12 protein-coding genes are annotated in these 14,127 nt (G+C 67.4%); 3 read left to right on the plus strand and 9 right to left on the minus strand.

The genetic code is table 11. The annotated features are described in order from the left end of the window. Positions 1-68 precede the first annotated feature (68 nt). The 6 genes from OGH68_RS25670 to OGH68_RS25695 all read right to left on the minus strand — a co-directional run bounded on the left by OGH68_RS25670 (position 69) and on the right by OGH68_RS25695 (position 6,098). Entirely contained in the window at positions 69-767 is a 699-nt protein-coding gene (locus OGH68_RS25670; RefSeq protein WP_264247331.1) for a class I SAM-dependent methyltransferase, read from the minus strand. 98 nt (positions 768-865) lie between these two features. Beyond that, a complete protein-coding gene (locus OGH68_RS25675) occupies positions 866-1,645 on the minus strand; it encodes a glycosyltransferase (RefSeq protein WP_264247332.1) in 780 nt (259 codons plus the stop codon). A gap of 452 nt (positions 1,646-2,097) precedes the next feature. Beyond that, a complete protein-coding gene (locus tag OGH68_RS25680) occupies positions 2,098-3,285 on the minus strand; it encodes a glycosyltransferase family 4 protein (RefSeq protein ID WP_264247333.1) in 1,188 nt (395 codons plus the stop codon). Positions 3,286-3,344: 59 nt separating this feature from the next. After that, entirely contained in the window at positions 3,345-4,157 is an 813-nt protein-coding gene (locus OGH68_RS25685) for a class I SAM-dependent methyltransferase (protein WP_264247334.1), read from the minus strand. Between the two features lie 64 nt (positions 4,158-4,221). Next, positions 4,222-5,037 (minus strand): WecB/TagA/CpsF family glycosyltransferase, encoded by an 816-nt coding sequence (locus tag OGH68_RS25690; RefSeq protein WP_264247335.1) that lies wholly within the window; start codon positions 5,035-5,037, stop codon positions 4,222-4,224. A 65-nt stretch (positions 5,038-5,102) separates the two neighbouring features. After that, positions 5,103-6,098 carry a UDP-glucuronic acid decarboxylase family protein gene (locus OGH68_RS25695; protein ID WP_264247336.1) on the minus strand — a complete coding sequence of 332 codons (996 nt, stop codon included), beginning with the start codon at positions 6,096-6,098 and terminating at the stop codon, positions 5,103-5,105. Positions 6,099-6,153: 55 nt separating this feature from the next. Between OGH68_RS25695 and OGH68_RS25700 the strand changes: the two genes are divergently transcribed. Together OGH68_RS25700 and OGH68_RS25705 are read left to right on the plus strand one after the other, a co-directional pair. Then, complete coding sequence (locus OGH68_RS25700; protein ID WP_264247338.1) at positions 6,154-6,942, plus strand: sugar transferase; 789 nt, start codon at positions 6,154-6,156, stop codon at positions 6,940-6,942. 15 nt (positions 6,943-6,957) lie between these two features. Beyond that, positions 6,958-8,781: a DUF4012 domain-containing protein gene (locus OGH68_RS25705; protein ID WP_264247339.1), complete on the plus strand. Its 1,824-nt coding sequence runs from the start codon at positions 6,958-6,960 to the stop codon at positions 8,779-8,781. Positions 8,782-8,850: 69 nt separating this feature from the next. On the opposite strand, the gene OGH68_RS25710 is transcribed toward OGH68_RS25705, so the two are convergent. Next, positions 8,851-9,711 (minus strand): glutaminyl-peptide cyclotransferase, encoded by an 861-nt coding sequence (locus tag OGH68_RS25710; RefSeq protein WP_264247340.1) that lies wholly within the window; start codon positions 9,709-9,711, stop codon positions 8,851-8,853. Further along, positions 9,704-10,030: a hypothetical protein gene (locus OGH68_RS25715; RefSeq protein WP_264247341.1), complete on the minus strand. Its 327-nt coding sequence runs from the start codon at positions 10,028-10,030 to the stop codon at positions 9,704-9,706. Before OGH68_RS25715 ends, OGH68_RS25710 begins: the two co-directional genes overlap by 8 nt. Positions 10,031-10,308: 278 nt before the next feature. On the opposite strand from OGH68_RS25715, the gene OGH68_RS25720 reads away from it, so the two are divergent. After that, positions 10,309-11,748, plus strand: coding sequence for a polysaccharide biosynthesis tyrosine autokinase (locus OGH68_RS25720; RefSeq protein ID WP_264247342.1), 1,440 nt, complete (start codon positions 10,309-10,311; stop codon positions 11,746-11,748). A 113-nt stretch (positions 11,749-11,861) separates the two neighbouring features. On the opposite strand, the gene OGH68_RS25725 is transcribed toward OGH68_RS25720, so the two are convergent. After that, positions 11,862-13,889 carry a M4 family metallopeptidase gene (locus OGH68_RS25725; RefSeq protein WP_264247343.1) on the minus strand — a complete coding sequence of 676 codons (2,028 nt, stop codon included), beginning with the start codon at positions 13,887-13,889 and terminating at the stop codon, positions 11,862-11,864. Positions 13,890-14,127 lie beyond the last annotated feature (238 nt).

Consider the following 14,127-nt stretch of genomic DNA (forward strand, 5'->3'; position numbering starts at 1 on the left):
TGAACCCGAGCAGCCAGGTCTCGACCGTCGGGTCAGCCAGATGCCGCTGTTCGTCCTTCAGGCGCGTGTCAACGAGCGAGGCCCTGGACCGTCTGCTGCGTGGACCGTTCCCAGGATGGATTCTTGACGGCTACTGCTTCCACGACGAGGGCGAACTCCTCACGGATCTCCATGTCCCTCAGATCAGGATCGTCGCTCTGCCTCGGTTCGAACCTGCGGACGTCGGTGAACCCGGCCAGGGTCAGTTCGTCACGCAGTGCCTGGAAGTCCCACAGGTATCCAGTGTGGTGGCCGCACTCCTGAAAGGCGACACGGAGCAGGTCAACGGGATGATGGGCTTCATAATTCTTCGTGTTCGACAATGCGATGAGGCGTCGCATTTCGTGGTCTCTCTTTGTGTAGCGTTCCACCAGATACTCGACGTCCGGCGTTGCCAGTCGAATTCTTCCGCCAGGGACGAGTGCTCGGTACGCTTCACGGAACAGCCTTCTGTTGGGCTGCATGCGCAGGTGCTCGATCACATTGTCGGCATAGATGTGACTGGCCGATGAAGTCGGCACCGGCCAGCGTTCTGTCGCATCAAGGTAGTGGCGCGTACACCAACTGACGTCAGTGCCGATCCATCCGGGGCGTCTCGTTCGGTGGGCGCCGATCTCGATCTTGCAGGGGGATGTCGCCGACGTCAGAGCTCGGGAAAGTCGAAAACGAGCAACCGGACGATTCGCCGCAGCCAATGCGAATTTAATGGTCTCCTTGGGCAGTGACATGACGACAGTGTGGCATGAACCCTCCGAGCGTATAGAGCGGACACTCTGTCTGCGCCCAAATTCGGCCCGCCCGGCCCGCTGGACTCGGCGTTCTCCGCTCACGCTTCCCGCTCGAGCATTTCGAGCAGGCCATTGCAGAAACGCGCCGCCATGCCGTCGATCGTGTAATTTACGGACTCTCTTCGGCATGCTTCGCGGAGTGATGCCAGACGGGGGCGGTCGTTGAGCAATTCCTGAACTGCAGCCGCGTATGCCGCTGGATCATCCGGTGTGACCACGGCGTTGCGTCCGTTCTCCAGGTATTCGAACTCCGGGGCGTGCCACGGCCAGTTGGTGGTCACAACGGGTGTTCGGAGGGCGAATGAGTCGACCGCGCACAGGCCTACTCGTCCTGGCATCAACATGACGTCGGATACCGCGCCCAGCAGCGCCACACGCCTACCGGAGTGATGGCCCAGGGCCACCACCGGGCCGTCAGCGACAGATGCGGCCTCCACCAGATGACGGTCGGCGCCGTCTCCGGTCACCAGCAGTCGAAAGCCGGGAAGAGCAGCCGCCAGGTGGCGGGCGCAATCCAGTAGGAGGGGGATTCGCTTCGGAGCGTCGAGCCCACCCACGAAGAGAGCGGTGCGTCCGGGCACAAGGCGCAGGCGCTTGCGGAGTTCGGCGGCCTCGGCGTGCTCGGGTGTTCCAGGGATTTCCGCGCGGCTGCGTGTGACCGCCAGTTCCGTGGTGTCCACGCAGTTGCGCAGGACGGTGATCCGGTCGACGGGGAAGCCGCGAGACGACGCGTGCGCTGCTCCCCCCTCGGTGTAGGCGAAGAACCAGTTCGCGCGGCGCGTGACGACGTCCTTGGCCGCTTCCTGGAAGCGGCTCATACCCTTCGTATAAGTACGGCCGTGGCCCCACAGAGCGACCTGGGGGGAGTGGCCCGCGGTCGATCTCATCCGTCGCCTCGCCAGTAGCCAGTACGTCTCGAGGTTGTGAAGCGCCTGTTCCAGCACGACAACGTCAGCGGTGGCCGTCCTGTGACGCACCTCGTGCCAGAACACAGACGGTCCGCCCGGTACGGTCAGGCGCCAGGTCGGAACCTCTACCGCGCCGGCACAGCGAGCGGCGTCCCGGCGTGCCGCAACGCTGGGCGGCGGTGGCCCGTGAAGGACGTTCAGGGTGCAATCGGCGGCCTCGAGGCGTTCTTGCACACTACTGAAGAAGGCCGTCCTGTAGTGGGGGACATAGGGCTGCACCACGGCGATCCGTCGCAGGCGTTTCGAACTCTTCGGCATCTCGTCCCATCACTGATCGTGGTTGTGCAACCTGGTCGCCGCCGTCATTCGAGTACGCGGGACCGGCGATGGGTGATGGCAGCGGCATAGACCTTCTCCATGCATGCAGTCCAAGTGCTTTCCGCGTATCGATCCGCGAACGCTTTCCGGCAATGAGTGCGAAGCGTGGGGAAGTGTTCGGAGGCTCGCAGCAGTGCGGGCCGCAGAGGTTCGTCCGTGCCGATGGTCATCCCCGTGCCCTGCTCACGCACGAGGTCCCCCACCGTGGAACCGGTGAATGCGATCACCCCCAACCCTGCGGCCAGAGCCTCGATGTAGACCAGGGGTTCCGCCCCTTCCAGGCAGCGGCCGGGGAAGACCAGTCCCTTCTGGGACGGCAGGCGACGGCGTAGTTCATCGTGCGGCAGTTCACCCAGGAAGCGCACCGTCGGCGGAGAGACTCGACGGCACTCCTCGGCCAGTGGGCCGTCGCCGATGACGTCCAGGGGCTCATCCGCCGGCCACCGGCGAAGGAGTTCCACCAGGCCCTTTTCCTCGCTGATCCGTCCCACGAAGACCCACCGCGAGCACGTCTCTTCCGCAGGTGACGAACCCGATCCGCGACCAGCGGCAAGTTCGGGGGGCTCCGCGGTGAAGTTGGGCACCAGAGCGAGCCGCTGCTGTGGGATGCCGGCCCTCAGGTACATCTGCCGACTGGTTCCGGACAGGACCACCAGCCTGTCGGCATGGTGCAGAAGCGGGTTGGCTGCAGCCTGCTTACGGCCTGCCCACGCGAGTGGGACCGTGGCGGTTCGCGAGCCTCGATAGCATCCGTACCGCAACCCGGCCCAAGGGTCCCCGTCCAGGCAACGCGTGCATGTGGCTCCATGGCGGTAGAACGTTGCCGAAGCGCACAGAGCCCGGTAGTTGTGCAGGGTGCCGACCACTGCGCCTTCCCAACGAGCCAGCCACCTGCGCCCGAAATTGGGAAACAGGTTGTGCACGTGCACCACATCGGGACGAAGCTGTCGAAGCGTTGGAAGCGGCGTGAGGCCATGCCCCGTGGCGACCGTGATCGCGGCCCGAAGTGGGTAGAGCGGTGTGCGGCTCAGCTCGTCGGTGTGAGCGGCCACGAGGTGGGTGTCATGGCCTGCTCGCCTCAGCGCCTCCAACTGGGCCAGTACGGCGCAGTTCTCACCGCTCGGGCTCCCGGATCCGTAGAAGCTGTGCACAAAAGCGATGGTGTAGGTCACAACGGCACCCCGTGATGTCGTTCAGGCGCGTTCTCTTCCGATCCGTCAAACGCTCGGCGTCACTTGCGTTGCCGAGCCACCAGATTGAAGGTGGTCGGAGGAAAGAACCGCTCTCCGATTGTTTGAAGGACTCCGGACTGCGTGGACCAGTAGCGCTGCACCTCCACTGCCTCGAAGTTCTGCGCGAGGAGGTCACGCAGTGCTTCCTCGTCGACGCCGTCGCGGACGACGTGGTACTCGACCATGTCGGCCTCATTGGTGTCGTCGTACACGCCACGGATTCGGCGCAGGCGGGTGGCGAGACCCCGGCGGAGGTGACCCTGCCCCAGGCGCCACAGAAAGTACGCGTTGCGGTCGAGGTTCATCGACATCCGTGAACGCCGTGGATACCACAAAGGATCCTGGGCGCTGAAGAAGGATCCGCCCGGAGCGATCTGACCTACCACCCTTTCGATCGTTCCCAGATAGTCGGGGATGTGATGCAGGACGGAGATGCACACCACTGCGTCGACACCCCCGACCTGCCAGGAGCCGGTGCCGTCCCGGTCGTGGATCACGGTGACATCCGGATTGTGGCGGTAGCGGCTTTGGAGGATGCGAACGCTGGGCGCGCTCATCTCCGTTACCGTGACCTGCGCACCGGCGGCCAGGAGATGATCGGTGAAGGTGCCGTGGCCGGCGCCCAGTTCGAGTACTCGGCATCGCCCGTGCTGGTCGATGACCTCCCGCACGAGAGTATGCAAGCAGGAGATGAGTCGGCCTCGGATCGTGTGATGGCGAATATGCGGCGAGCCCTCGGCGTAGTCGTGCCCGAGGCCGTGCTCGCGCTCCTGCAGCTCCATCATCGTGGGCTTGGCCTGAGTTGTCGTCATGGCGAGTCACCTTAGGTATTCCACGTGGCATGTCATGTTCCGCGGCGCACGCGGCGGCCGGAATTCAGGTGATCGGCGACCTGACGCACTCGTCGCTCGGCTGCGTTGTCAGAACCGCCTGCCGTACCACCCCGCGTACGAAACGCGCGTTGCCGAACAGATACCGCCGCCACAGACGACGTGGTTCGCGGCCGAGCCGGAACAACCATTCCAGCCCGTTGTTCTGCATCCAGGGCGGTGCCTGGCGTTTGGTGCCCGCGATGAAATCGAAGGCCGCGCCCACCGCGACGGCCACCACGGGCAGTTGGGCACACAGGTCTGCGGTCCAGCGGTCCTGCTTGGGGGTGCCGAGGCCCACCCATACGATGTCCGCACCGGCGGTGCGGATGTTTTCGGCCTGGCGGCACAGTTCCTCGGCGTTCAGCGGGCCGAACGGAGGAGAGCATGTGCCGACGATCCGCGTCCCGGGGAAGCGGCGGACCAGTTCCCGGTGAAGCCCGTCCAGCACCTGCGGTGTGGAGCCGAGGAGGTAGTGGCGCACGTCGGTGTTCTGGCTCAGGGCAAAGACGTCCAGCAGCAGGTCCGGCCCGTACACGCGAGTGCTCGGCAGCGCTGTGCCCCGGTGGAGAAGCTGGTTGGCCCAGACGACTGACTGACCGTCGGGGAGGTTCAGAGAGGCCGAGCGAAGAAGGCTGCGAAGTTCGGTGTCCCGGTCCGCAAGCGCGAGCGTGTAGGCGTTCGAGAGATGGACGTCGCTGCCCTGCCGGGTGGTGGCCGCCTCCGAAGCATCAGCGTCGGCATGGCGCGCTTCGCGAACCCTGCGGGCAAGGTGCAGCACATGGCGGGCCGCGTTCTCCCGGGTGTGCGCCGTGATGGGCACGCCAAGGCACTCGACCACGGGAGCGGCTGGGGCCGCAGGGGCCCGCTGGGCACTGGTCGGGGGCGTCATGAGCGGGCTTGAGGGATCGGCGACGAGGAGATGGGGCCGTTCCAGCGTTCGGTGAAGTCCCCGGAACCCAGGCGGCGGAAGTAGGTGATCGTGTCGCACAGCCCCCGCTCCACCGGAGTCGTGGGTTCCCAGTCCAGCAGTTCCCGAGCCTTGGTGATGTCCGGGCGCCGTCGTTCCGGGTCGTCCTGGGGGCGTGGGATCAGTGCGATGTCGGAGGTGGTCCTGGACAGCTTGCCGATCCACTGGGCCAGTTCAAGCATGGACACCTCATGAGGGTTGCCCAGGTTGACCGGACCGCCGTGGTCACTCATCGCCATGCGGAGCAGTCCGTCGACCACGTCGTCCACGTAGCACAGCGACCTGGTCTGGCTGCCGTCGCCGGTGACCGTGATCGGCTCTCCCCGCAGTGCCTGGCTGATGAAGGTGGGGATGGCCCGCCCGTCGTCTGCGCGCATCCGCGGGCCGAACGTGTTGAAGATGCGCACGATCTTGGCATCGACGCCTCGGCATCTGCGGTAGGCCATCGTCAGCGCCTCCCCGAAGCGCTTCGCCTCGTCGTACACCGAGCGGGGGCCGACGGGGTTGACGTGGCCCCAGTAGCTCTCCGGCTGGGGGTGGACCAGCGGGTCCCCGTACGACTCGGAGGTCGAGGTGAGCAGAAAGCGCGCGCCCTTCGCGGCGGCCAGGTCCAGGGCGTGCCAGGTGCCGACCGACCCCACACGAAGCGTCGCCAGGGGCAGCCGCAGGTAGTCGGCGGGCGAGGCAGGGGAGGCCAGGTGGAACACGGCATCCACCTGGCCCGCCACCTCGAGCCCATGGGTGATGTCCCGGTCGTTCAGCTGGAAGCGTCGATTCTCCTTGAGGTGTTCGACGTTGTGGGGGCTGGATGTCAGGAAGTTGTCCACGCAGACCACCTCGTGGTCCTCATGGAGCAGCCGCTCGCAAAGGTGGGACCCGATGAAGCCGGCCCCGCCCGTCACTACCGCACGCATGCGTGTCCTCTCGGCCGCCGCGCCCCAGGGGGACAGGCGGCAAGTAGCAGTGTCATTGCTGAAGCTCAGGTTGATGTCGTGTTTCCATCCATTGGTCAGTTATCTGCTGATTGGGGACCTTGAGCGGGAATATGACATCGAATCAGATCGCTTTTCACCCATTCTGCCTACAAAGGGGTATGGAATGCTCGTATCCGCTGGAGAGATGTCACACGATCGGCAGCCCCTGGATCGGCAGGCGGCGTGGGGAGGCCTGGCAGCCAAACGGGTCATCGACCTGATGGGGGCCAGTGTCCTGCTCCTGGTGCTGGCGCCGGTTCTCCTGGCGGCGGCCGTTGCTGTGAAAGTCGACACTGCGGGCCCCGTGCTCTTCCGGCAGCGACGCACGGGCTGGCAGGGCGAGGAGTTCCACGTCCTCAAGCTGCGCACGATGCGGGTCGGGGCCGAGAGGATGCGCGGGGCCGTGGCGGCTCGCAACGAGGCCGACGGGCACCTGTTCAAGATCCGCGACGATCCGCGGGTGACCGCGGTCGGGCGCTGGTTGCGCCGCTTCTCCCTGGATGAGCTACCGCAGCTGATCAACGTACTGAACGGGCAGATGTCCCTGGTCGGCCCCCGGCCTCTGCCTGTGGAGGACTCGTCGTTCACCGGGAAGGCACGCCGTCGCCTTCAGGTCCGGCCGGGACTGACCGGGCTGTGGCAGATCAGCGGCCGGTCCGACTTGGCATGGGAGGACGCCCTGCGTCTGGACCTGGAGTACGTTGACACGTGGTCCATCCGGCTGGACTTGGCGATCCTCTTCCGCACCTTGCCTGCCGTGCTGCGCGGTAACGGCGCCTACTAGGGCCAGCGTGTGAGAATGCCGCGTCTGAAGAGCCCGAACCTCCGTACTGTCGGCCGCCTGCTTCGACAGCGCCACGTCCTCCTGCCCGTGTGCGCCGCCGCCGTCCTGCTGTTGGCCGGAGCCGGCTGGATCGCCGTCACCGGTGTGCTCGCTCGCAGCGAACTGCTCGCTGCCCAACGGAGTCTGGAGTCTCTGCGCGGGCAGGTTGCCGCTGACTCGCCCCCCCGGGGCTCCGCCCAGCGCCTGCGAACTGTTGAGGCCGCCGTGCACCGGGCTGCGGAACACGCAGCCCGGGCGCACCGCCTCACCACCGGGCCGGCCTGGTACTCCGCGGCCCACCTGCCCCTTCTCGGAGGACCGCTGCGCACCGTGCGCGGTGTCGCTGAAGCCTCCGACCGGCTGACCCACGAGGTGCTTCCTCCACTGGTGCGCACCGCTGCCCACGTGGGGGCCGACGCGGGAGGCGACGTCGGACATCTCGATCTCGCCGCGCTGCGCCACGCAGCTCCCGCTCTGAAACGAGCCGCGCGCAGCGCCTCGGAAGTGCGCACGGACGTCGACGAGTTGCCCCGCAGTACCTGGATGTCGGCCGCTGACAATGCCCGGGCCCGGCTCGCCCAGCAGCTCGGTCCGATCAGTACCGCCACTGACGACGCCGCCATGGCGGCCAGGGTGATTCCGCCCATGCTCGGAACGGACGGGCCGAGGCGTTATCTGGTGGTGTTCGAGAACGCCGCCGAGGCCCGGGGCACCGGCGGGCTTCCCGGGGCGTTCGCGGTGCTCACCGCGAAGGAGGGTCGGCTGCGCTTCGAGGACTTCGGCAATGACACCGAACTGTCCGACATCCGTGCCACGGTCGACCTGCCGGACGAGTACGTCAGCCTTTATGGCCCCAACGCTCCGACGAGCACGTGGGTCAACACGAATCTGAGTCCGCACTTCCCGTACGCCGCCCGCATCTGGACCGCTGCCTGGCGCGCGCACAACGGCCGGCGACTGGACGGTGCGATCTCGCTCGACCCCGGTGCGTTGTCCGGTCTGCTCGCGCAGTCCGGATCCGCCTCGCTGGCCGACGGGACGGTCGTCACCGGCGCCAACGTGGTCGATCTCACTCAGCGCACCAGCTATGCGGCGTACAAGAACATCGAGGAGCGCAAGGCGTTCTTCCTCGACGTCGCGCGTGCCGTCGCCGATCGGCTGATGGGAGCCATGGACGATCCGGCGCGCCGCCTGCCACTGTTCAAGGCCCTGCGGGAGCAGCTGCAGGAGGGACGGATCAAGGTGTGGAGCGCTCACCCCGAGGAGCAGCGTGAGGTGCTGAAGCGTCCTTTCGGAGGTGCCCTGCCGGATGGGCCCGCGCCACTCGCCGGGCTGGTGGTGACCAACGCGGCGGGCACCAAACTGGACTATTACCTGGACCGACACCTGGTGTGGGAACCGGGCGCGTGCAGGGCTGGGGAGCGTGAAGTCACCGTGACCGTACGCCTGTCCAACCGGGCACCGGCCTCGGGGCTGCCCTCGTATGTCACCCAGCGGGTGGACGAGCCGCCCTACCCTACCCGGCCCGGCGACAACCGGCTGCTCGTTTCGTACTTCGCCAGTAAGCAGTCCGCGCTGACCAAGGCCACACTCGACGGCCGCCCGGTGCAGTTGGCCTCAGGGGGCGAACGCGGCCATCCCGTGTACATCCTGGACCTGGAGATGCCCGTGGGGTCCACCCGTACCCTGGTGCTGCACCTGCTGGAGCAGCGCAGCGAGCTGCCCCCGACCGTGTTGCGTCAGCCGCTGGTCCGTCCGCTGCACGCCACGGTTCGGCCGTACGGTCCGTGTGACGACTGACCATCGGGTGGCGTTACGGTCCCTCGGGCCGGGGACGTCGTGCGCTCGAGTCGTCGGCACCTCGACGAGTCAGCGGGGCCCCCGCTTCGCCGGGACGAACAGGACGCGGAACGTCTTGGGCCAGAACTTGCCGGTGATCAGGAACTGGTTGGTGCCGGGAACGGCCGCGATACCGTTCAGCACGGATCCGCGCACGCTTTCGTCCTCGCGCAGCAGGCCCGAGGCGTCGATGCTCGCCGTCACCACACCGGTGGCGGAGTCGATGCGCACGATCCGGTCAGTGGACAGGACATTGGCGTACACGGCCTCGCCGACGCACTCCAGTTCGTTGAGCTTCGTCACCGGTCGGCCGCCCTGGGTGACGGCGATGTCGCCCGTCCGCGCAAGCGTCCCGGGGTCCCGGAACGTCAACCGGGACGATCCGTCGCTCGTCACCAGCCGGTTCCCGGGCGGCTGGTGGCACACTCCCCAGCCTTCGTCGGGGTACGGGACACGACGCACCTCCGACAGCGTCCTCGCGTCGCGTTCGATGGCGATCCGGTTCCGCCACGTGAGCTGCCAGAGTTTCCGGCCGAGCACGGTGATCCCCTCACCGAACAACGGCGCGGGCAGCGCTGTGCGGACGGTCGGGCGCCCGCCGGGCGGGCCCGCCCGCACCGAGGACCGACCAGCCAGGCCGGTGCCCTCGTACAGCGTGTCGCCGGCCATCTCCAGTCCCTGGGTGAACGCCTGCGGATCGTGCGGAAGAACCTCGAGCACCTTGACCCGCAACTGCTCGACGTCGTCAGCGGAGATCGACTCGCTCTCCGCTGCCCTGCTCCCGGCGGCCGCGCCGGACGTGGTGTGTTCCATCGTGTCCCCCGCCGCGCAGGAGGTGAGCAGCACCGCCCAGAGCACGGCTGCCACGGCGATTCGCAGGCGTTCAGGCACGACAGGTACCCCCTCCGTCCGGCGTCCGGACGAGGTCGGAGGTCTCGGCGATGTTCCGCGATGTGACGAAGCAGCGCCGTTTCCCAGGCACACCGAGCATCAGCGGCAGGATCCCGGATGCGACGGCGGCGCCGGTCATGGCCGGGGTGCCGCGGTCGAGCTGCCGCGAGAGCCGCTCCCGGGTCCCGTCGGTCGGCCGACCGCCGCAGCGCGACAAGCTCACGTAGGGCCGTGAGCAGTTCGGAGCGAGCAAGCAGTCCATTTCTTCACTCTCCTCGGTCATGTACGGGCCGGGCGGCGCGGCGACGGCCTTGACCAAGACTGAATACACGGACCATCAGCGCGCACGACTGCCGCACAGTGCGGCGTTGCTCAGAAGCCACCAGATGGTGTAGCGCTCGCTCTGCCTCGGCGCACACGCACTTTAGACGGTGGGCCGGACCGCCGACGGACGCGTGTCTGCCACCAGGGCTGTTTGTCGGGCCGACATGGGGGTGGCTACCCGGACTGAGTTGTTCGAGCCCCTATTTTCAGTGTGCAAATAGGGAGCAAGCGTCATCTTCGTGCGGCTTCCTCGGTTCTATGATGGGGTACAGGTTGGATCTCCACGGATTCCTGAAGGCTCTTGCCAGACGCTGGCCGACCGTTCTGGTCTGCCTGGTTCTCGCGGTCGGGACGGCGCTCGCCGCCACGAACCTGACCACCCCCGTCTACGAAGCCAGGACTCAGCTCTTCGTCGCCACCCGCACTGGTGAGGACACCGCTCAACTGAGCCAGGGGCAGACGTTCTCGCAGGCCCGCGTGCAGTCCTACGCCGCCATCGTCCCGACCCGTCGGGTGACTGAGCCCGTGGTGCGTGAGCTGAAGCTGCGCATGACACCGGAGGAGCTGGCATCGAGGGTCACCGCCGAGGCCCCGCTCGACACCGTGCTCATCAACATCACCGTCCGGGACACCGTTCCCAGTCGTGCCGCCAAGATCGCAAACGCCGTCGCCGCGGGTTTTACCGCCGTCGTCGAGCGACTCGAGAGACCTACGCAGTTGAACCGGCAACCCTCAGCATACGAGCCGGGCGGACCGGATGTGCCTGATTCCCCCGTGTCGTTGGGCGTCACGCAGCCGGCGGTTGTGCCCGCCGATCCCGTCTCGCCACGCCCGCTGCTCAATCTGACTGCCGGAGTGCTCGGCGGACTGCTGCTGGGTGCCGGACTCGTCGTCCTGCGCGAGACCCTCGATACCACTGTCAAGACGAGTCAGGCGCTGAGCGAGTGCACCGGGCTGCCCAGCCTCGGATCCATCCCGTACGACAGGAATGCACCCAAACAGCCGCTCGCCGCCGTCACTGGGAACTCCGGGCGCGCCGAGGCGTTCCGCAAGCTGCGCACGAATCTGCAGTTTGCGCAGGTCGACGACCGCCCCCAGATCATCATGGTGACCAGTTCGCTGCCCGGCGAGGGCAAGACCAACACCGCGGTGAATCTGGCTCTCTCCCTCGCCGAGGCAGGCGTGTCCACCTGCCTGGTCGACTGCGACCTACGCCGCCCGACTGTGGCCAAGACCTTCGGTCTTGTCGAGGATGCCGGACTGACAACCGTGCTCATCGGACAGAGCCGCGTCGAAGAAGTCATGCAGCGGGCCGGCAGTCGCCTCTCGGTGCTCGCCAGCGGCGCTACGCCTCCCAACCCCACCGAGCTGCTGGCCTCGGCGCGAATGGGCGAGGTCCTGGGTGAGCTCGCAACCACTTATGAAGCGGTGATCGTCGATACCGCGCCGTTGCTGCCGGTCGCCGACACGGTCGGACTCGCCCCACTGACCCAGGGCTCGCTACTGGTCGTCCGTGCCTCCAAGACCAGTCGTGACCAGGTTCGCACCGCCGCCGAAGCGTTGGAACGCGTGGGAAGCCGCATCCTCGGCACCGTCTTCAACATGGCTGCGACATCCCAGAGCGACAGCTACGGCAGCTACACGACGTACGGCGAACTTCCCGCGCCCCGTGTGTCGGTCCACCCCAAAGAGGGGGCAGGCCTTGACTCCTGACCTTGGACTGTCGGTCAGCAGTTGCCGGGTTTGACCGGGGGCTGGAAGGGCGCTGCCCGGGAGCCGTGACGGCGTCCCGGGCAGCGCCCTGGATCAGATACGAGGCGTCAGCCTCAGAACGTGAGCTTGAAGCTGTTGATGTAGCCCGTGTCGTAGCGGGCCACGTCCTGCACCCGCAGCTTCCAGGTGCCGTTGGCCGTCTCGCTCGAGGCGTTGACCGTGTAGGTCTCCTTGACGTCGTTCGCGGAGTCCGAGCCGCTGGGGTTCTTCAGGCGGTACGCGGTGCCGTCGGGGGCGAGGAGGTCGATGACGAGGTCACCCCGCCAGGTGTGGACGATGTCCACGCCGACCTTGAGGGCGGACGGGGCGTTGCCCGAGCGGCCGGTGACGTTGACGGACGAGGTCACGGCGGCGCCGGCGTCCGGGATGGTCACGTCGGCGGTGTTCTCGAAGACCGTGCCGTCGCCCGGGTCGCCGCCGCCGTCCCCGGGACGGGAACCGACGTTGATGCCGGCCCAGGCGTCGGTGACGGACTTGACCTCGGCGCTGCTCGCTCCGTACAGCTCCGTCGCGACCGCGAGGGTGCCGGCACGGGCACCCGCGTAGTCGGTACGGGAGTTGAACTTCGTGGTGAGCGCCTTGTACCAGATCAGTGCGGCCTTCTCGCGGCCGATGCCGGTCACCGGCAGGCCGTCGGAGGTCGGCGAGTCGTAGCTGACGCCGTTGATCGTCTTGGCGCCGCTGCCCTCGGAGAGCAGGTAGAACCAGTGGTTCGCCGGGCCCGAGGAGTAGTGGACGTCGACGTTGCCGATGCCCGAGTACCAGTAGTCCTTGGAGTTGCCGTCCCTGCTGGGCTTGTCCATGTAGCGCAGCGGGGTGCCGTTGCCGCGGATGTCGATCTTCTCGCCGACGAGGTAGTCGCCCACGTCCTGGGAGTTGTTCGCGCTGAACTCGACGGCCGCGGCGAAGATGTCGCTGGTCGCCTCGTTGAGGCCGCCGGACTCGCCGCTGTAGACCAGGCCGGCGGTGTTGGAGGTGATGCCGTGCGTCATCTCGTGCGCCGCCACGTCGATGGAGGTCAGCGGCTTGCTGTTGTTCGCGCCGTCGCCGTACGTCATGCAGAAGCAGCTGTCGGACCAGAAGGCGTTGACGTAGTTGTTGCCGTAGTGGACCCGGGAGTAGGCGCCCACGCCGTCACCGCGGATGCCGCTGCGGCCGTGCACGTTCTTGAAGTAGTCCCAGGTGAGGGCCGCGCCGTAGTGCGCGTCGGCGCCCGCCGTCTCGGCGTTCGAGGGCGAGCCGTTGCCCCAGATGTCGTCCGGCCCGGAGAAGAGTGTGCCGGTGCCGGAGGTCCGGCCGCCCAGGTTGTACGTCTTGTGGTCGCCGCGGTTCGTGTCGGTGAGCGTGTACGACGGGGCCGTGCCGAGGGTGACCTGGCCGCTGTACTGGGTGTTGCCCGTGCCGTTGTGGATCGCCTGCCACTCGAAGAGCTTCTCGCCGGTGGCGGCGTCGGTCACGACGTGCAGCTCGTTCGGGGTGCCGTCGTGCTGGAGGCCGCCGACCACGGTCTCGTAGGCGAGGGTCGGGGTGCCCGTACCCATCCAGACGACCTTGCGGGGCGCCCGCTCGGCCTCCGTGTCCTTCGAGCCCTCGGCCCTGGCGACGCCGAGGGCCTGCTTCTCGGCGGTGGCCGGCGCGACGTCGGCGCGGGTGTCGACGTTCCTCAGGGCGGCGCGGTTCGCCTTGGTGACCGCCTCGGTCGCACCCGTCGCGGACTGGGCGACCACGAGGTCGCCGCCGAGGACCGGCAGGCCCTCGTAGGTGCGCTCGTAGCGGGTGTGCGTCGTGCCGTCGCGGTCCTGGGTGACGTCCCGGACGACGAGCTTCTCCTTGGCGGAGAGGCCGATTTCCTTCGCGGTGGCGGCCGTCGTGGCGGACGCCTCGCGTATCAGCTCCGCGCGCTGGGAGGGGGACAGGTTCTTGGGGAGCGCGCCGGGGTCGGCCTTGCCCGCCTGCGCCGCGGCGGGGGCCGACGGCTGGGCGGCGGCGGAGGTTCCGGTCTGGAAGCCGACCGCGAGCATGGCGGCAGTGGCAACGAGAGCTCCGGTCGCGGTGGCGCGCCGGCGATGCGTGGGTCTCACGCGGACTCCTTCTGCGAGGGGGGTACCGGTCGGCTGGGTGGGCCGGCCGGGCAGAGCATGCGGAGCGGTGGTGCGTGGATCGCAGGAAGAGTGACAGCCGTGAACGCTTTCTGTCAGGGGCGCGACAAGAAGTTGGCCGGAATTCGTTCGTTGCCCGATAGGTCATGTTCGTTAAGCGGACGTTTCGCGGGCCGTTGCCCTGGTGGGCGGTCCATTCGCCCGGGCCTGTCCCATAGAG

The sequence above is a fragment of the Streptomyces peucetius genome (assembly GCF_025854275.1).
In the GTDB taxonomy this organism is placed as follows: domain Bacteria; phylum Actinomycetota; class Actinomycetes; order Streptomycetales; family Streptomycetaceae; genus Streptomyces; species Streptomyces peucetius_A.

Coding starts and splice junctions, on each gene's coding strand:
- OGH68_RS25670 (WP_264247331.1), bottom strand. CDS start 767: ATGTCACTGCCCAAGGAGACCATTAAATTCGCATTGGCTGCGGCGAAT.
- OGH68_RS25675 (WP_264247332.1), bottom strand. CDS start 1,645: ATGAGCCGCTTCCAGGAAGCGGCCAAGGACGTCGTCACGCGCCGCGCG.
- OGH68_RS25685 (WP_264247334.1), bottom strand. CDS start 4,157: ATGACGACAACTCAGGCCAAGCCCACGATGATGGAGCTGCAGGAGCGC.
- OGH68_RS25695 (WP_264247336.1), bottom strand. CDS start 6,098: ATGCGTGCGGTAGTGACGGGCGGGGCCGGCTTCATCGGGTCCCACCTT.
- OGH68_RS25705 (WP_264247339.1), top strand. CDS start 6,958: ATGCCGCGTCTGAAGAGCCCGAACCTCCGTACTGTCGGCCGCCTGCTT.